Origin of the sequence: Vibrio sp. 2017_1457_13, assembly GCF_030851525.1 — a bacterium.
Taxonomy (GTDB): Bacteria; Pseudomonadota; Gammaproteobacteria; order Enterobacterales; family Vibrionaceae; genus Vibrio; species Vibrio metschnikovii.
Genome location: NZ_VHTA01000005.1, coordinates 72090 through 90749 on the forward strand (window position 1 = coordinate 72090; position 18660 = coordinate 90749).

Consider the following 18660-nt stretch of genomic DNA (forward strand, 5'->3'; position numbering starts at 1 on the left):
AGTCAGTAGTTACTCTCAATACCAATGAGGATTGATTAAATTCGTAGACTCAGTCACACGCTTTCCAGTTTACAGTGTAAATTTCAATCCTCGTTTTATTGAAGGCTCAGTTTACACTGTAAATCACTCAATAACCGAGCGAGCTGCTGACGTAATACTTGCTCTGTTTGTTTACGTCCGGTATAGCCATGAATGGCTGCACACTCTGTCCAGGTACGCTGTTGAATGACTTTTTCAATCAATAAATCTTCGATCACCATTGAGGATTGAAAAGCAGAATGAATGAGGAGTTTTTCAATCCATACTGCGACACTTTCATAATTCGCCCCACCGATACTGTAACGAGTCAATAAATCAACCGGCAACGCTATTCGCTTCTCAGTTTTAGCTTCGCTCAATAACAAACAAACCGTCTTTGCAGCTAAGCACTGCAAACTATCTTTCAACTCGTAGAGCAAATGTGCTTGGAATTGCCGACGAGCTTGAGAGAGCCATTCTACGTGTCGAGCGTAGATCATCAGTAATGAAAAACAGCCACTCGCTTGATCACGCTGTGAACCTAACTTGATGCTATGAAAACCATTGCGTTGCCAAAAATGGATAAGCTCCGGCGTAGCACCAAAGCTGGTAGCAACATAATCACAAGGATGGCGTTCAATAAAGTGAGTCAGTAACTGGCTGCCAATACCCAAATGTTGTCGCTGGGGATGAACCGCTATTCGCATCACTCGCCAACATTGCTGCTGCGCTGCCTGCGTTATTCCCATCTGATTGGCTAATGTAATCGGGGCAAGATGGCCCCGAGGACGACGCTGACCCAACTGAATCGATTCAATTAACTCTTGGTCCAATCCGCCCTCTTGCACCGCTAAGAGACACCCAACCAGACACTGCTGATGGCTAGCAACGTAGAGCGTTAATTTTTCGTCACTCAACAAATGGAAAAGATCATTCGGCGAAGTTTGATAATGGGCATTAACCAATAAACCAAACGCCTCTTTTAACAAACCCGGTGACGCCAATAACTCGGTTTTCGATACACTAAAATAATCGATATTATCGAGCGTGATCGCTGCTAAATCCGACCGTAAATCATAATTGAGGAGAAAGGTCTCTCGATGCCAAGTCTCTAGAGGGTCTTGCGCAGCCCAGCGAATAGGTTGCTCCAAATGTAGACAATGCGTTTGTGGTCGATGCTGTGCTAACCAGTGTTGAAATTTGAGCGTGAAACCTCGCCCACAACCTTCATAGCCATGAATAGTGGTCGAAAAGACCGCTCGATGATAACGCTCAACAAAACGATACAAAAACGGTAACGGCAGTGCTGCTGCCTCATCGACCAACAATAAATCACAGTCATGCTCATGTTGCTCCAGCTCATCTGGAGCAATAAACTGTAATTGAGAGGCTTGATAATCAATTTTATCTTTACTTACCTTGGCACCGGGTAAACCTTGCGCTGCAAAATATAACACCGGAGTAATCGCCGATAAGCGTGGCGCTGTAATGATGATCTTGAGCGTTCGCGATTGCATTAACTTGGCAGCAGCGATACCTAAAGCGCTACTTTTGCCTCTACCGCGATCGGCGGTAAGTAATAATGGGCGCTTACGATGTCCAGTAACCACTCGAAGCATCGCCTCAACCGCTAATGCTTGTTCTTGGGTATGGCATGACTCAGGAACAAGGAAAGACTTAGGAAGGGCAGGAATATCGCTTTCGGTAACAATCAATAACTGCTCAAGTGCTCGAGTAAGCCAAATATTATCAGCGGCGGTAGGATTAACCTGATGACCGATAATAAACAGAAGCCCGCCACCAATTAATGTCCCTAAGGCAGCACTAAAACTATTAGCATCAAATCCTTGGCTAAAATCCGTGATCAATACATGACATTCTTGACCTAAAAGACGCTGTCCTTGGTTATACGCTAACGAAGAAGCGGCGAAAAATGGAACACCACCAAGTTGTACAACACGATGTTCCTCTACTGTTGCAAGCCATGCTTGAAGAACATGTCGACTCCATGGTAGTTCACCAGACAGATAAACGGCAAAGCGGTGATTACGCTGTTGTGCACAGCGTTGGAGAGATTGGAAGTAGTTAAGATAATCGGTCGTTAAAGTCGTCATACAGATTCACATTTCATCATGATTTGGCAATGGTAGCACAAAAGGTAAAGTGGATACGGTATCGGCTTGCGCGACACAATAAACATCATGCTAAGCCAAAGAATTGAGAAGGTTAAAATAATTGTTCTTAACGATAAATTATATTTGCTTTATTGAAACACCGATTTAACTAATTATGCATCTGAACACCAGCATTGGGCTGGACTTTAAGGAACGAAAATGCAATGAAATCTTTCATCAAAGGATTGGTCCTCGCAGCCGTCATTACTTCTGCTCAAGTGAGTGCGCAAGCACAAAGACTGAATGTTTACGCTTGGGGTGGCTACCTGCCAGAAAAATCACTCAAACAGTTTGAAGCACAAGAAGGCGTTTCGATCCATTATTCAACCTTCGAGAATAATGAATCCATGTACACTAGGCTCAAACTTCTTAAAGGCAGCGGATATGATGTGGTTTTTGCTTCCGCTTATTTTATTGAAAAAATGGCTCGTGAAGGGCTATTGAGCGAATTGGATCACGCACAAATTCCAAACATGAAAGATGCTATGCCATCGTTATTAGGTCAAGCGCATGATCCAAAGAACCAGTATTCTTTGCCCTACATTTGGGGCATTACTGGCCTTAGCTACAACGCTGCTTATTTGCCTAACGGAATTTCTCGCTGGGCCGATCTGTGGGACCCGAAATATGTTCGTCAAGTCATGCTGATTGATGATATGCGTGATGTATTTGGTATGGCACTGAAACTCAATGGATTTAGTATCAATACCCAAAACGAAGCAGAAATAGAAAAAGCTTATCAATCATTGGTTGCCTTAAAACGTAATGTATTGCTGTATAACTCTGATGCGCCGCATGTACCTTATGTTTCTGGCGAAGTCGCCCTAGGCATGCAGTGGAATGGCAACGCATTCCAAGGCCAAGAAGAGCTACCAGAGCTTACCTTCGTGATGCCTGAAGAAGGTGCTGTACTATGGATGGATAACTTTACTATTCCTTCCGGTAGTAATAATAAAGCACTAGCCCATAAATTTATTAATTTTATGTATCAAGCTGAGAATCAAGCCGAGATAGTAAACAGTTTAGGTTATGCATCCGCAACGCAATCAGGAAGAGCTTTATTAGCGGACGAACTACGTAATAATCCGTCGATTTTTCCTTCTGATGAAGAGATGCAAAAAGGCGAATTTATTAACGATGTAGGCCCAGAAGCGCTCGTTATTTATGAACGCTACTGGCAGCGTCTGCGTAATCAATAATCGTCCATACACTTAACATAAAAAAAGACAGCCCATAAAATGGGCTGTCTTTTTTTATGTTGAAAGAAAACGATAGCGAGTTAGCTAAGTTTTTTTTCGAGAAAGTCTAAAATCTCTTGAGCCAATTGATCATCAACTTTTTGGATATTCAGCGTTAATAGCGGCCCTTTACGCTGATAGTTGACTCGGCCTTTGACCAGCTCAATTTTATTATTCGGCGTTTTTTTCGGTGGCGAAAGCTGCTCTATCCAAGATTCTATCGTTTCTGTGACCTCTTTGGTGATCCGAGTAACCCCTTGAGACTGACAGTGTTGCCAAACAAAGCCATTGGCTTGCTGACATTTATCCAACAACTCTTTTTGCTGATCAGGTGTTAATTCATTAAATTGCTTATGTAATTTAACGATGGTCGGTCGACCAAGTTCAACCACATTTGGGTAAGCTTGTAACAGAGCTAGAGGTAGTGAAGCCGCCTTTAGCGCTCCGCTGACTAACGCCTCACTGCACTGAAACATCTTAGCTAACGCTTTTTGATCTTCTGCTGCTCCACTATCAAGCTGAGCTTGCATTTCTTTGCCTTTTTCATACAGAGATAAGGGCTTATGTGCATTCGCTACATCAGACAAAAATTTAGCATGATCGCTAGTGATATTATCAGCGACATAAACTAAAAAATCTTGCTTGGCAATCAAACACGATTTACGACGGCGGCTACCATCTAGGATCTCAATTTGTCCGTTCTCAAGCCGACGACCGACAGCCGGATATTGCTGCCCACGCTCACGTAACGTATTGAGAATATCGGCCAACGCATGTTCGTTAAGGAATGATTGCTCACGCGCATTTTGAGTAAAAACAGAAGTACGACTATCAATCTCTGAAGCCGGTATACGAATAAGTTCAAAAGTTACCATCGCTTCACCGGCAACGGTTAACTCAATGATCTGCGCTTGGGCTTTAGCAGCGGCTTGTGCCTCTTGCGGGGTAGAGGCCCGTCTTTTATCGGCTTTACCGAACAATTTAGCGTTCAGATCAGATGTTTTTATGGCCATGAATTACTTACCCCTGATTTAAAGAAAGCCAATGTGAATGCAAAACACGTTCTAGCTCAAGTGCGCTTTTTTGCACCGCGTCTTGCGCTGTGGCTAAGGTTTTTTTACCGCCCTCAAAATCACTCGTCGTTAAATCAAACACGGTACTGTAGGTATCGGCACAAGTTTCAAAAGCACGGCTGCGTGGAATAGTAGCCATCATCACTTGCTCGCCCAATAAATAGTTCATCTCGGTTAATACAGAAACTTGCTTTTTATTATCGTCTTCAAACATCGTTGGCATTAAACGAACAAACTCTAGCCCTTTCCAATCATCTGGAAACATTTCATAAACCGTTGGCAAATGCTGGAAAAAATTCACGGTTGATGCCCAGTCAAGACGTTTTGCCGCACAAGGGATCAATAATGCATTTGACGCGTACATAGCATTCCACACCAAAGGATCAACGTGTGGTCCAGTGTCAATCATGATAATGTCGAATTCATCGGCAATTTTATCAATCAACTTCTCTTTCAATAAACGAACAATGTCTAACGATTGATTTTTAGACAGTGATTGCCAAGCTTCAGCGTTAAACATGGCGTCTTCAGGGAAGGCTGAGATGGTTTTTAAATTCGGGTATTGGGTGGGCAGTAACACATTTTTTTTCAAAAATGCCGTATCTATCTCGGTCCCTTCGGGAAAATTATCGAGCATAATATCAACCGCAGAATAGATATTACTGTGTTCTGCCAAACTAATTTGAGGATTCAAAAATAGACGTAAAGACCCTTGCGGATCTAAGTCAATCAAACAAATGCGATAACGTTTATCCAAATTTAGTGCTAAGCAAGCCGCTAAATGCACCGCCGTCATCGACTTACCTGTTCCGCCTTTTTGGTTTTGAACATTAATGATCCAAGGCTTATTCTCAGTATTTTTTTTACGCTGGTGAAACTTCAATACACCAGCAGCATCCATAAGCATGTGTGCTTCAGCCAATGAAATCGAGTAATGGTTAGCATTATTTTTAGTGAATTGATGACCAGCGGCTTCTAGTTTAGCAATCGCTTCATCAAGTTTACGTCGTGTTAAGCCCGAACGTGTTTCCATCAATGCTTTTGACATCGGAGGGAAGTGCTCATCGCGACGTTCTTCTAATACAATCTCTATTCGGTCAGCTTGCACTTGCTGAGTTTGCTCGGCGAGCCTGTAGAGATTTTCTATCGTTTGTTCTCTTTTCATAGCCATTCTCATCATCCGTTACTGACCACAATTGTACAGCAATAAACATACAATACAATAAAAAGGTGAACATACAATTTAGGACAGAAATCACAATAAATAGATTTTATAACACCAATAGAGAAACATATGACAAAATGCTGACAGTTTTTTGATTAATTTCTACGGATAACCCAGGCAACAAAAGCAAAATTATAAAAGTGTCACAGCGTCACTTATTTACAATGTAAACTCTGCTATCCATTATTATCCAATCAGTAGCCAAAAGAAGAAGGAACGTCATCAACAAAAATATCACAAAAGAAACCATCCTAATCAGGTAATAAAACCACACATTTTTCTAACCACCCGCGAGGGGAGGGATATAAACCATTAAAAATCCCTTTAAAATAATCAAGATAGACTTATCACAATAATAAAACCTCTCTTTCGTATAAAACTTGACCTAAAAATTGAAGATTAGTAATCATCGGAACGATTATCCATCATCGATAAATTACGGTTGGTGTCATTTCAATCATAACCTGAAATAGTGAAACAACGCGTCAATGTGGTCATCAGCATGACTCTACCAACCTTACAAGGCTATTTGCAGATCTATACTCTCAATATTTCGGTTTATATTCACCAAAAACCACTGAATAAGGTTATCGAGACTCAAATCCATCTTAAATACTGTGTACGATCTTAAGAATGGAGGAGGGAGAAAATAGGAAGCATGATCATGGCTTGAATGATGATCATGCTTCCTAGGTAAAAACCCTATAATGGAAACATGATCAAGGAAGAAAATCGACGAATCACGTTTATTCGGATCCGTTAATCGTAGGATCCAAGATCGGAAAGATGATCAAGTGAAGAAAAATCACCGGAAGCATGATAAATACCAGATAATTTACGGAAGACGTCAGTTGCAATCAGGCTTTATCGATTATCTCTCTTTCACGATGACCAATAAAATCAGCAACAGAAACCGTGCAAAATCATCATAATCAACATGATCATGCTTTCGTAACACAGGAAAATAGACAAATAAACACTGACCGTTAAAATGATGACCCCAAAAGGTAAAACCGAATCGAAAATAGGTACGCGCTTTAATCAAAGATCTCAAAATACCGATTTGATGATCATGCTTCCTGTCATGTTTACGTATCAATGAACCATCAATTTGAGAAAAGAGGCTTCAACGATAAGCTGCCTGTGGATAACCTGTAGAGAAACCGTGATCATTGATCCGAAATCATAATGATCATTGATTCGTCAGTCACATGATCACGCTTCAGTGATCGTTTGATCATGCTTTCTAATAACCATTGATCATCGTTGCGAATAAGTCATGATCATGCTTCTTATCGAACTATTTTTTTATCAATTAAATACAATAGGTTAGCCGTAAAAATCCTGTCAGATCATATGATCATACTAATCAATATAGATCAGAATAATCAAAAAGATCAGTTATTTAAAAAACAGAAATTTTCCTTTATTTATGATCTTTTTTTGATTATGCTCTTGGAACTATGGCGATATTACGGCTTGTGTGATACGGAACTAATCATGGCATCAGAAGAAAAATTGTTAATCAAAGCACCACGAAGCCACAAAGATGGGCATCTTTTTGTCGTCTCAGAAACCGCGGTAGACTGGATCGAACAGTATCAACATTTCAAGGGTGTCACTAAAAGTATCATTGAATTGTTAAACTTAATCTCGCTTAGAGGCTTTCGCAGCAAAGATGGTTTAGTGTCTACAACAGAATTGATCGAAGCAACGGATGGTCAGTTGACCAGAGCGGCCATTCAACAAAGGTTACGTGCCGCTGTTGCCATTGGACTATTTAAACAAATCCCAGTTCGTTTTGAAGAAGGTCTGGCAGGCAAAACCATGCTTCATCAGTTTGTTAATCCTAATCAGCTGATCTCCGTATTAGGTTCAACCAGTCTCATCACCGAATCCGTAAAACAAAGTGAAAAACGTAAACGTTCAAAGGCACTAGCACAAACACAAGTTAACCAACGTTTGTTGCATGAGCATGGTCTTAATACGCCTCCAGCAATGAAAGACGAAGCTGAGCAATTTGTTGTCTCTCCAACCAACTGGGCAGGGATCATTGATCAAGCATTAGCACCACCACGCACACGCAAAAGTTATCAAAAATCGATGGTATCTATCTCAGGAACTCGTGCTGTGATTGAAACGCGATCATCTAAAAACATCATGACGGTCGATGATCTTATGACCCTGTTTGCTCTGTTTACCTTAACAGTACAATATCACGATCATCATCAAGAAGATTATCAGCTCAATGCGAAATACGTTCCTAATAAAACTCCGTTGTATATCACAGATATTTTGTCGTTAAGAGGTAAAAAAGACAGTGGTCCAGCGCGAGACTCGATTCGTGATAGTATTGATCGTATTGAATTTACCGATTTTCAGTTACACGAATTAACCGGTCGCTGGCTGAGTGAGAATATGCCTGAAGGCTTTAAAAGTGATCGTTTTCGTTTTCTAGCACGCACGATCACCGCGTCTGAAGAAGCACCCACAGAAGGCAGCGATGGTGAAATTCGCATTAAACCCAATCTGTATATTTTGGTATGGGAGCCCTCATTTTTTGAAGAATTGATGACCAAAGACTATTTCTTCTTGTTTCCACCTGAAATTCTTAAACAACATACATTAGTCTTCCAACTCTATTCGTATTTTCGTAGCAGAATGTCACGTCGCCATACCGATACCATGATGTTGAGTGAGCTTAATCAGAAATTAGCTCGCAATATCGAATGGCGGCGTTTTTCGATGGATCTGATCCGCGAGTTAAGACGATTGTCTAACGATCAAGATAAAACCGGTGATTTTACGGTTAATTTATGGGGTTACCATTTAACGATCAGTGAGCTGGTTGAACAAAGTAAAGTGGTTGATTATCAAGTTGCCATAAAATGTGATGTAGAAGAGGTACTGCGTTATTCTCGCGCCAAGACCACTAATGCAGGTAAGCGTAATATGGCACCAACGTTACCGAACCCATTGCGAAATGAAATGGTTTCAAAACAAAGGCTCCAAGAGTTATCTGAAATTATTGATGGTGAATTTGAACCGATACAACGTAAACCGTCGACGCCTCGTGGTCGATTAGGGCGACGAGTAAAGTTACGTAAGCATCTGGTTGAGATCAACGCAGATGAAATCACCATAACCTTATCCAAATATACCTCAGCAGAGGCGCTAGAACGAAGCATAACGGCTTTAGCAGCCATGACTGGGCATGCCCCTTCATCCATTCGTGAAGAGTGTCAGGAATTGATTGATAAGCTCGATTGGCTAAAAGTGGATGATTGCGTCGTACCTTACAGCACGTTGAGTAAGGTGATCGAGCTGTATAATACTCAGCACCGCAATAAGCACCTTTCAATCGAGCGATTAATCTCTGGCTTAGCGGTTCGTCGTAAAGTCTGTAAGTTAGTTTATGAAGAACATATCGACGACACGGTGTTCCGTGCCTTAGACGAAGTGGCTATCGGCGTTTAATCCGCTGTTATTCTCTATCCAATCACGTCCCCTAAACTATCTCTCGTTACCGCTTCTGGGCGATAACGAGAGATAGTTTCGTAAAATGAATAGAATTCACCGATGAGCACGAAGACTTTCAAACCACTGAGAACAACAGCAACCCGCCTTGATCATGCTTTCATTACTTATCAATGATTGAATTATCGATGACCGCCTATTTAACGAACTGATCAGTAAAATATTTTTCCGCACTAGTTGATTTAGTGAATTTTTTACCGATAATCCGCTCGATGTACTTCTATACTCAGGGTGAGCAGAAAATAATTGAGTCATTTATCGATTATGATAAATGAACCATTGCTTAAGTCACACTCTCGCTAAAATCTGCTTAACAAGGTTTTGGCCTTTTGTTACAGATAACTGGTTCCTAGCATGGTTTGTTCGGAGGTTGCAATGTCTATAAATTCAATTGACCATGATGAAATGACTAACATCGCCAATAAATGGGATGTTGAGGTTACGGAAGAAGCAGAAATGCAGCGTCCTAGTAAAACGCTGAAGTCTGCGCAGGCTCGTCGTCGTATTGAAATGCTACGCGATATTCGTGAAAGTGGTTTAACGATTGAAGAAGCCAAAGAGTTAGGTCTTCTTCACTAAATCACGAAAGATGATTGCGTTTGAAGAGTGACGAATGATCCTCTTCAAGTGGTTTTACGGTTAAAGTGCATGAAACCGTTAATAAAGCAGGGTGGCTAAGGCCGCCCTTTATTTTTGATGATTTCTTGGCTTAAAGCAGCCCAAAGCGCGATTTTGACTCTTAATTTTTACCATTCCTATGCTATATTTCGCATCACGTTTTTACTGATTGTGGGTTTACTAATGTCTTTTAACCTTGCGTTGCTGGATGCGGAGCAGAAAAACAAGATAGAGCTTGATAAACAGGCCTCTTTTTTAGTTTGGCAGATCAAGCAGGCTAAATGTGGACCGGAAGCGATCACTAAGCAGCTAGCCAAACTGAACTCTGAACAAGAGAAAGCTTGGTTTCAACAGTCAGTAGATAAGTACAAACGAGTAATGGGCGTAGCGTAGCGTTCATGATTAAACAGCCAAGATCACTCTTGATTGCTGTAACCATCGTATTTAATTGAATAAGAGAGAAGATCCCGATGGGAAGAAGTTTTGAAGTGCGCAAAGCCTCTATGGCGAAAACTCAAGGCGCAAAAATTAAAGTTTATTCCAAGTACGGTAAAGAAATTTACATGTGTGCAAAAAATGGTGGCACAGATCCAGATATGAACTTATCTCTTCGCCACCTGATCTCTAAAGCGAAAAGAGATCAAGTTCCTGGCCATGTTATTGATAAAGCGTTGGATAAAGCAACAGGCGGTGGCGGTGAAGATTATCAACCTGCCCGCTATGAAGGTTTTGGCCCAGGCGGCGCAAGCGTGATCGTTGATTGTTTAACCGATAACGGTAACCGTACTTATCAAGACGTTCGTCAATGCTTTGTGAAAACTGGAGCGAAAATTGGAACTCCAGGCGTTGTTGCACACATGTTTGATCATCAAGCGGTCTTTCAATTCAAAGGCAGTGACGAAGAGGCGATCCTTGAAGCGCTGATGATGGAAGACGCCGATGTGACGGATATTGAGTTAGACAACGATGTGATTACCGTGTTTGCACCTCACACCGAGTTTTTCAAAGTAAAAACGGCATTGGCTAATGCTTTTCCTGATTTAGTCTTAGATGTTGAAGAAATCACCTTCGTACCACAAAATCGTACCGCTGTGACGGGTGAAGATGCTGAAAAATTCCAGAAATTCCTCGATTTACTGGATGACTGTGACGATGTTCAGCAGGTTTATCATAACGCTGACGTTGAGTAATGATTAATAGCCGAGCTTGTCTCGGCTTTTTTACGTCCTTAGCATGTCAATCTTATTCAATATAGGGAAATTATTATGAAAGTCAGTTTTCTCGGTTTAGGTGTGATGGGTTATCCGATGGCTGGGCATTTAGCCAATGCGGGTTTTGAGGTGAGTGTTTTTAACCGTAATCAGCAAAAAGCCATTGCTTGGTCTCAGCGATTCTCTGGCCGCGCGGCAATGACCATCGCTGAATGTGTCGCTGATGCTGATGTCGTGCTGATGTGTGTCGGTAATGACGATGATGTCCGTAGCATTACGCTTGGCCAGCATGGCGCGCTATCAGCAATGAAGCCAAATGCTATGTTAGTCGATCACACTACGACGTCCGCTGAGCTTGCCCGAGAGCTTGCACAAGCGGCGAAAGAGCAGGGAATAAGCTTTATGGATGCTCCGGTCTCTGGTGGACAAGCTGGCGCTGAGAATGGGCAATTGACCATTATGTGTGGCGGAGAGCAAACGCTATTTGAAAAGCTACAACCTGTTTTTGCCGCTTATGGTCGTTCTGCAATACGGATGGGGGAGGTTGGTCAAGGGCAAAGTGCTAAGATGGTCAATCAAATTTGTATCGCTGGCATCTTAAATGGACTGTCTGAAGGCTTGTTATTAGCTGAAAAAGCAGGCTTGGATGTTCCAACCATGATCGCTTGTTTAAAAAATGGCGCCGCAGGCTCTTGGCAAATGGAGAATCGTGCAATCAGTATGGCTGAGAACCGCTTTGATTTTGGTTTTGCTATTGATTGGATGATCAAAGATCTGCAGTTTTGTCTGGATGAGGCTGAGCGTCATGGCTTGTCTTTACCGATGACGGAAGCAACGGCGCAACGTTATCGTGATTTGTCTGCTCAGGGGCTTGGCCGGATGGATACCTCGGTTTTAATCAAAGCTCTTAGGGACTGATTTTTACCGCTAACGACTCTCAGCCATCATCGATGATGGGAGGACAACACAAAACAATCGAAAGCCCAGCATCATGCTCAAACAAAACATTCTACAAGTTTGATTTGGGCATTGATGTATTTATTGTTGGTTGATAGATCATTGGCTTCTTCTTTTGATCAGCAAAGCTATTCGCTCTAACTCATAAACTGAACTATATTTTTATGCATAGGGTTTGTTACTCTTGCGATGTTCTCGGCTCATTTTTATCGATAGAGCCGATGAAATAGCTAAGGCTAACAGACCTTAATCGTCTAAAAATGAATAACACGCACAGTCAGTGAGGCCGAGTATGAGAGTGTTGATCATCGATGATCATGCGACCAACCGAGAATTGTGCCGTATTATGCTGAGTCATATTACGCCGCATGTTGATCTTTTTGCCGATGGTCAGGGAGTGGTCGCGGCAATGAAAAAGATGGATCCTTTACCCGACATTATTCTTCTCGATGTGATCATGCCAGTAAAAGATGGCTTTACTACCGCAAAAGAGATCCGTACGGCTTTTCCTGATCAGCATATTCCTATTTTGTTTCTCACGGCATTGGATGATCAAGACTCTTTTTCTCGCTGCCTTGCTCTCGGTGATGATTTTATTCCTAAACCAATCGAAAAAAGTGTCTTATTAGCCAAAATACAGGCGCACTATCGGATTGTCAAAATGCATCAGCAACTGATCTTGCAGCGTGATCAGTTACAAATATTCCAAGATCAAGTCCAGCATGATTACTCGGTAGCAGAGTCGATTTTCAGTAATTTGGTCGAAGAGATGAGCGCACAAATCGAACCGATTTATGGTATTCATTACATCTCTACGCCTTCAACGATTTTTAACGGTAATTTGATCTTGGTGGCTCGGCGTCGTTATGGTGGAATTTATGTGATGATCGCCGACTCTAGTGTCGATGGGTTGCCTGCTGCGATTGCTAATATTCCTGCGACTCGCGCTTTTTTTGCATTGGCGGAACGAGGTTGTGCATTAAGCGAAATGGTTGTCGAGCTTAATCAAGAATTGGCAACGTTTTTGCCCCCAAGTATTCATGTTGCGGCTCATTTATTTGAAATACACTCCAACGGTTTTGAAATCTCTTGGTGGGGGGGAGGAATGCCTGACGGTTATATATTATCGCCGAATCGTCAGTTGGTGAAACGCTTGGCATCGACACATCAGCCCTTAGGTGTTCTACCGAGTGAAATGTTTCGTTGTGATATCAAACACTTTAAACTCTCACCAGGGCAGAGTATTGTCTGCTGCACGAAAGGGGTTATTGAAACTCGTCATCAAAATGGCGAAGTGTTTGGTCGAAAACGGCTGGAAACATTATTGACACAAGCATCGACTCAATCGTTCATCAGCCTGATTGATTCGGCGGTGCACGCTTTTTCACCAGCAGGGCAAGATGAAGATCTCTCTATCCTTGCCATGTCTTTTCCGATCATTAATGCCCAAAATACTCAGCCGACGCTCGGTTCTTCTCCCAGTTTAATTCCTTGTAAAAGTGAACTCTATTTTTCCGCTTCGGTATTAAAGCAGATCATCGTCATGAATGAAGTTCGTTTATTTTTAAAAGGGATTATTCAAGTTGGCGATCATCTGGATTTTATCTGTTCAATTTTATCGGAACTGTTTACGAAGATTATTGAACAAGGTTTACTTGGTTTATCGACGGCTCTCAAAAGTCATCCTGACGGTTTTGTGCTTTACCACCAACAGCGAGAGCAGTTGCTTGAGGAATTAGCTGACGATTACTGGATCCGTTTTCAGGTCGATTATCAACCTCAGCAGCAAAGGGTGTTGTTTATTCTCGAACACAATGGACGACCGTTGACAGACGTTAATACTGAGCAAACGGAGTTGACGCATGATGATCAAGATTTACTATTTGCAACCGAGTTATGTGAATCGATTCGTTATATAAACCACGGTCAGCAAATTCAAGCCGTATATCGTTTTGATACTCGGTACGCTTTTCCAGACGTCTCTGTGGTCATTGAGGATTACGAGCATTAAACGAATGTCGAGGTTAGGTCTTTAATATGGCCTTTTTTTAACTTAAAGCCGATATCCAGTGATGGGGGCCTTAATTTGAACATCGAATTATTTAGTGATTCAGACATTTTTTATACACTGCTCTTTAACCCAAAGAGATGCGGTAAGGTTGAGTATTATGTGGAAGGATCTGATTACTCTCTCGGAAGACAAGAGTCGCGTTATTGCGCGCTTACCGAGCGATAGCAATGCAAACCCTGAATTAGCTCAAACGGGATTGAGTGAGTCTTTAGCTCGATTAGGAGCAGGGAAATTCTATTTGCTCGAAGAGGCGGTGAATCGTTTTATCAATTGTGTCAAAGAAGGTAAAAAAGAGGCTCGTGAAGGCATCATCATTGCTGAAAAAAGAAATGCGGCTGTTGAAGTCGTCTTGAGTGAACAAGATATGCTAGCCAGTATGGTGGTCACAGGCGCTTATGGGGGGCGTGGTCTTTATGGCAGTGAGTTAGTGCATGCTTTAGCGCAAGCTTATGTAATTAAAGGCATAAATAAACAAGCTTTAAAAAAAGTCTTACTGGTGAGTAAAACCTTAAAACCCGGAGAAACCTTTACTCAACCGATTGCTCAGGGTAAAGCGCCGATTCAAGGTCAAGACGTGCAATTTGTCCCTTTAGTGGATGATGTGACAACCCGCATTTTAGCTCCGCAAAAAACGGCCGATCCGCATAAAGTCGATATGAGAAATCTGGGAGAAACAATCACCGTCGAAGAAAACGATCCAGTGATGCGTCGTAAGCCGGCAACTCAGGGTGAGCCGGGTTTTACCGTGTTGGGGAAAGTCATTCCTGCTAAACCGGGTAACGAAGGGGTACTGGTTGCGGGTAAAGGGACACACATCTCTCCTGATGATCCTAATTTGTTGTTATCCAGTCTATCTGGAATGCCGATCATTAAGAATAAAACGGTCGATGTAGAAAGCGCCTTGTGTCTAAATAACGTCAGTGTCGCAACTGGTCACGTGAAATTTAAAGGCAGTGTGGTTATTGCCGGAGATGTTGAGCCGGGAATGATTGTCCGCGCGACGGGGTCTATTGTGATCGGTGGATTTGTTGAATCGGCAGATGTACAAGCTCAAGGTGATATCGAGATCGGTAAAGGGATTATTGGCCATACGGTTTATGATGATGAAGCGAAAACCTGTGTGGTCAAATCGGGAGGCAGTATTAAAGCCAATTATGCCCAATTTTCTGAGTTACAAGCCGCGGAAAATATCCAGCTTTCTGTGCATAGCCTGAGCAATGATATTCGCTGTGGGGGCGATCTAACCGTTTTAGATAAAGCGGAAAAACAAGGCACACTCAGCGGCGGTAGTGCGAAAGTTGGCGGAAAAGTCGTGTGCTTTAATCTAGGAGTAGAAGGCGATGCGGCCACAACGCTTGAAGCATTTGCTCGCTATGGATGGTACCGTGACCGAATCGCTAAACATAAAGAGTATTATAAACAAGCTCAAGAGAGCACGATGGAAGTCATTCGCCGGGAATTAGAGTTTAAAAAGCGTCCTAAAGCCGAGCGTAATGAGGAAGAAGCGTCACAGATTGATCAGCATAAGGCGCAATCAAGTGAACGGATGGAAAAAGTGAAGGTGGCGGTAGACTTATTAAATGAAGAATTTGAACAGATGTTGGAAATCAATACCATTGAAGTTAAAGGCAAGGTCTTCACTCACGTGACGATTCAATATGGTGATGAAAAAGTGGTCACAAAGCGAGTTCATGGGCCTTCGATGATTATTTTTAATCAACATGAGATTAAGTTTTCCTCCAAATTGGATCAAGAGGATATTGGAATTTAAGCCAGAGACTCTGCACGGTGAGAGTTCGACGGGCTAAATCAATCCGTTCTACTTGAGATCGTTAGGCTATCGGCGCACAATCATAGCCAAAAAAGAGGAGTAGACATGGATCTTTCAGATATTCGTCGTGAGTACACACAAGGTGGATTACGCCGTAAGGACTTATTGCTCGATCCTATCGAGCAATTCAATTTTTGGCTAGAGCAAGCGATTAATGCCGGGCTCGCTGATCCGACGGCGATGACGGTTGCGACCGTAGATGAACATGGTCAACCTTTTCAACGAATTGTTTTACTAAAAAATATTGATCAGCAAGGCTTGGTTTTCTACACCAACCTAGCCAGTCGTAAAGCGCAGCATATTGAACATAATCATCGAGTCAGTTTGCACTTTCCTTGGCATCCTTTAGAGCGTCAAGTGCACATTACTGGCGTCGCGGAAAAACTGACTGCCTTTGAGAACATGAAATATTTCACCTCTCGACCTAAAGAGAGCCAGCTTGCCGCATTGGCGAGTAAGCAAAGTAGCCGCATTTCTGCTCGTGGTGTATTAGAAGGTAAGTATCTCGAACTGAAACAAAAATTTGCTAAAGGAGAAATTCCTGTGCCTAAATTTTGGGGAGGCTATCGAATCAAACCGCAAAGTATTGAGTTTTGGCAAGGTGGTGAGCATCGTCTACATGATCGTTTTCTATACAGCAAATCTGATCAGCAGTGGCAGATAGAGCGTTTAGCGCCATAAAACGGGTTAGAGATGATAAAGGGGGATAAGTGACTTATCCCCCTTTATTGTATTTAATGCTTGCGCTATAGCTCGCGTAGGACGCGAAATCCGAGATAGTTGGCCGCCGTAGACGGCGAGACAAAGAGTTGATGGTAGGCTTTAGCCATTTCAGGTGAAAAACTCCATGCTCCACCTTTAGCGATACCGGGATTGTCTGATGTCCATTGCCAAACGTTACCAACCATATCGTAAAAGCCTAATGGGTTTGGTGAAAATGCCATGACGGGTGATGTACGGTTATTTGACCATGGCGTACCACTCCATCCAGTATTGGCTTGACCAGCGCCAAAATCATTTCCCCACCAGTAATCAGTTCTCCGCCCAGCGCGAGCGGCGATCTCCCACTCATCTTCACTCGGTAAGCGATAACGAAACCCAGTTTGTTGAGTTAACCAATTGGTATAAGCTCTTGCGTCGCTACGACTGATACAGACGGCAGGTGATTGAGCTGTTTGCTGAAAGCCGGGATTTTTCCAATCGCTTCCTGATACAGGAGCAACCGTTGTTCCTTGTACTGCCAGACAAATATTTTTCAGTTCAGCATCGGTTTTATAACCCGTTTGTTGAATAAATTGCTTAAATTGCCCTACGGTGACTGGCGTTGCGCTAATAGCGAAAGCATGATCAAGGCGAACTTGACGAGATGTGTTCTCCCCTAATAAGTACTCCCCTGCGAGTAGAGTGATCATTTGCGGGGCTTGCTGAGTATTTTTCAGAGTATCGGCGAACTTATCACCGGCTTTTACTTCATTGACGATTTCACGTAATACGGCACGTAAGGTGTGATCGTTACTGATATTGACTTGTTGATCAAAGGGATGGAAGCCTTCCTTTTTTATCACAACATGGTGCTGACCCGTGGGAAGCATAATTTCAACCGGAGTACTACCATAACGCACGCTATTAATCGTGACCTGATCATTATGTTGATTCGAGCGAATCATGACATTGACCCAAGCCACTTCTTTTTGTTGACTAGGGTGACTACCATCACCAGGGGCGAAGCAGTATTGGCTATCAATATTGAGTAATGTACAAGGCACATTTTCTGCTGGTCTTGCATCTAATTGCGCTTCGAGCACAGTTTTAAAGCGATTACCGTCGTAAAAGCCAGAATCAACGGTTTTATGTCTGAGTAAATGAATGTTGAGCGAAACGGAAGCCAGATGCTGTTTGATTAATGGTGCTTCGGTGGTTTCTTCTATTAGCCAAGTTTGAAATTGATTAACCGCTTTTTGCTGAGCTAAATCAGTCGTTTGCTGGCTACATTGTGCCAAGGTCATCGCCGCATTACACACATTGGTAAAGCTAACTTTTTGTTCTCCGACACGACTCAATTCTGTTCGTAATCGCTCAGCTCTTGCTCGGAGTTTATCTTGATCCAGTTGAGTGATTTTTTGTTGGATAGCGTCTTGGCTAGCTTGTAATTGAACGAGCTGATTGTGCATTTCTTGCAAGGTTTGTTCAGCAAGTAAAGTGTCTTGCTGATTCTTCTTAACTTCAGACCAAGCTGTTTGGTAAGCGTTTTGTGAACCGCTAATGTCTAATTGCGGTTCATCAATCATTTTCAAATAATCACGTTCAAGGGCTGTTTTCGCTGAATTAAACGCGGTATTGAGTTGTTTCGCTAAGGCAGTTAAACGAGCGAGTTCAGCTTGCTGAGTGTCCACCACCGTTTGCTGATGTTGAGTTGCTTTCTTCGCTTCTTGCCACTGGGTATGATGCGTAAATAATGCGTCATCAATCGCCATGACTGAGGAAGGTGTGCCTTCAGCTAACGTGGGTGCTGTCACTAAGCAAGGTAAAAGTGCTAATAACAGAACGGGTAAACCTGGTCGCATTGTTGCCTACTTCAGTTAAGTTTTTTAAAAATTATTGTCGCTATTCTAAACGAAAACGCCGTTTTGTCAGAAGTCATCTTTCAATAACTTAGGACCAAAACGGCGTTTAAACGACAGCTTTGTGAAATCAGACCAGAAAACGG

General features: G+C 42.4%; 13 protein-coding genes. 9 read left to right on the forward strand and 4 right to left on the reverse strand.

Annotated features, from left to right (window positions below; all coding sequences use genetic code 11):
• Positions 1-95 precede the first annotated feature (95 nt).
• Positions 96-2132 (reverse strand): tRNA(Met) cytidine acetyltransferase TmcA, encoded by a 2037-nt coding sequence (locus tag FKN88_RS08010; protein ID WP_154170819.1) that lies wholly within the window; start codon positions 2130-2132, stop codon positions 96-98.
• A 224-nt stretch (positions 2133-2356) separates the two neighbouring features.
• Here FKN88_RS08010 and FKN88_RS08015 point away from each other — a divergent pair, with 224 nt between their 5' ends.
• Positions 2357-3391 (forward strand): PotD/PotF family extracellular solute-binding protein, encoded by a 1035-nt coding sequence (locus FKN88_RS08015; protein WP_004396834.1) that lies wholly within the window; start codon positions 2357-2359, stop codon positions 3389-3391.
• Positions 3392-3471: 80 nt separating this feature from the next.
• On the opposite strand, the gene FKN88_RS08020 is transcribed toward FKN88_RS08015, so the two are convergent.
• Positions 3472-4443 carry a ParB/RepB/Spo0J family partition protein gene (locus tag FKN88_RS08020; RefSeq protein WP_154170821.1) on the reverse strand — a complete coding sequence of 324 codons (972 nt, stop codon included), beginning with the start codon at positions 4441-4443 and terminating at the stop codon, positions 3472-3474.
• Positions 4444-4450: 7 nt separating this feature from the next.
• On the reverse strand, positions 4451-5668 hold the full coding sequence (locus tag FKN88_RS08025; protein ID WP_040905504.1) for a ParA family protein: 1218 nt from the start codon (positions 5666-5668) through the stop codon (positions 4451-4453).
• Positions 5669-7228: 1560 nt separating this feature from the next.
• Between FKN88_RS08025 and FKN88_RS08030 the strand changes: the two genes are divergently transcribed.
• The 8 genes from FKN88_RS08030 (at position 7229) to pdxH (ending at position 16634) form a co-directional block, all read left to right on the forward strand.
• Entirely contained in the window at positions 7229-9205 is a 1977-nt protein-coding gene (locus FKN88_RS08030; protein WP_115152779.1) for a replication initiator protein RctB domain-containing protein, read from the forward strand.
• 435 nt (positions 9206-9640) lie between these two features.
• Positions 9641-9844 (forward strand): hypothetical protein, encoded by a 204-nt coding sequence (locus FKN88_RS08035; RefSeq protein WP_004396838.1) that lies wholly within the window; start codon positions 9641-9643, stop codon positions 9842-9844.
• 222 nt (positions 9845-10066) lie between these two features.
• On the forward strand, positions 10067-10276 hold the full coding sequence (locus FKN88_RS08040; protein WP_004396839.1) for a DUF3283 family protein: 210 nt from the start codon (positions 10067-10069) through the stop codon (positions 10274-10276).
• A gap of 77 nt (positions 10277-10353) precedes the next feature.
• Complete coding sequence (locus tag FKN88_RS08045; protein WP_040905215.1) at positions 10354-11073, forward strand: YebC/PmpR family DNA-binding transcriptional regulator; 720 nt, start codon at positions 10354-10356, stop codon at positions 11071-11073.
• Positions 11074-11148: 75 nt separating this feature from the next.
• A complete protein-coding gene (locus FKN88_RS08050) occupies positions 11149-12012 on the forward strand; it encodes an NAD(P)-dependent oxidoreductase (protein WP_306687450.1) in 864 nt (287 codons plus the stop codon).
• Between the two features lie 331 nt (positions 12013-12343).
• Positions 12344-14062, forward strand: coding sequence for a PP2C family protein-serine/threonine phosphatase (locus FKN88_RS08055; protein WP_158137173.1), 1719 nt, complete (start codon positions 12344-12346; stop codon positions 14060-14062).
• A gap of 157 nt (positions 14063-14219) precedes the next feature.
• A complete protein-coding gene (locus FKN88_RS08060) occupies positions 14220-15893 on the forward strand; it encodes a DUF342 domain-containing protein (protein ID WP_158145251.1) in 1674 nt (557 codons plus the stop codon).
• A 105-nt stretch (positions 15894-15998) separates the two neighbouring features.
• The gene (gene pdxH / locus FKN88_RS08065) at positions 15999-16634 is read left to right on the forward strand and encodes a pyridoxamine 5'-phosphate oxidase (protein WP_004396844.1); all 636 of its coding nucleotides are present in this window, start codon (positions 15999-16001) and stop codon (positions 16632-16634) included.
• A gap of 65 nt (positions 16635-16699) precedes the next feature.
• On the opposite strand, the gene FKN88_RS08070 is transcribed toward pdxH, so the two are convergent.
• Positions 16700-18517, reverse strand: a complete 1818-nt coding sequence (locus tag FKN88_RS08070; protein WP_158145250.1) for a formylglycine-generating enzyme family protein — start codon at positions 18515-18517, stop codon at positions 16700-16702.
• Positions 18518-18660: the final 143 nt, after the last annotated feature.

Bases quoted from the DNA above. Each gene is read 5' to 3' on its own strand.
- FKN88_RS08015 (WP_004396834.1), top strand. From the start codon at position 2,357: ATGAAATCTTTCATCAAAGGATTGGTCCTCGCAGCCGTCATTACTTCT.
- pdxH (WP_004396844.1), top strand. From the start codon at position 15,999: ATGGATCTTTCAGATATTCGTCGTGAGTACACACAAGGTGGATTACGC.
- FKN88_RS08070 (WP_158145250.1), bottom strand. From the start codon at position 18,517: ATGCGACCAGGTTTACCCGTTCTGTTATTAGCACTTTTACCTTGCTTA.
- FKN88_RS08025 (WP_040905504.1), bottom strand. From the start codon at position 5,668: ATGAAAAGAGAACAAACGATAGAAAATCTCTACAGGCTCGCCGAGCAA.
- FKN88_RS08010 (WP_154170819.1), bottom strand. From the start codon at position 2,132: ATGACGACTTTAACGACCGATTATCTTAACTACTTCCAATCTCTCCAA.
- FKN88_RS08030 (WP_115152779.1), top strand. From the start codon at position 7,229: ATGGCATCAGAAGAAAAATTGTTAATCAAAGCACCACGAAGCCACAAA.
- FKN88_RS08055 (WP_158137173.1), top strand. From the start codon at position 12,344: ATGAGAGTGTTGATCATCGATGATCATGCGACCAACCGAGAATTGTGC.
- FKN88_RS08035 (WP_004396838.1), top strand. From the start codon at position 9,641: ATGTCTATAAATTCAATTGACCATGATGAAATGACTAACATCGCCAAT.
- FKN88_RS08060 (WP_158145251.1), top strand. From the start codon at position 14,220: ATGTGGAAGGATCTGATTACTCTCTCGGAAGACAAGAGTCGCGTTATT.
- FKN88_RS08050 (WP_306687450.1), top strand. From the start codon at position 11,149: ATGAAAGTCAGTTTTCTCGGTTTAGGTGTGATGGGTTATCCGATGGCT.
- FKN88_RS08045 (WP_040905215.1), top strand. From the start codon at position 10,354: ATGGGAAGAAGTTTTGAAGTGCGCAAAGCCTCTATGGCGAAAACTCAA.
- FKN88_RS08040 (WP_004396839.1), top strand. From the start codon at position 10,067: ATGTCTTTTAACCTTGCGTTGCTGGATGCGGAGCAGAAAAACAAGATA.
- FKN88_RS08020 (WP_154170821.1), bottom strand. From the start codon at position 4,443: ATGGCCATAAAAACATCTGATCTGAACGCTAAATTGTTCGGTAAAGCC.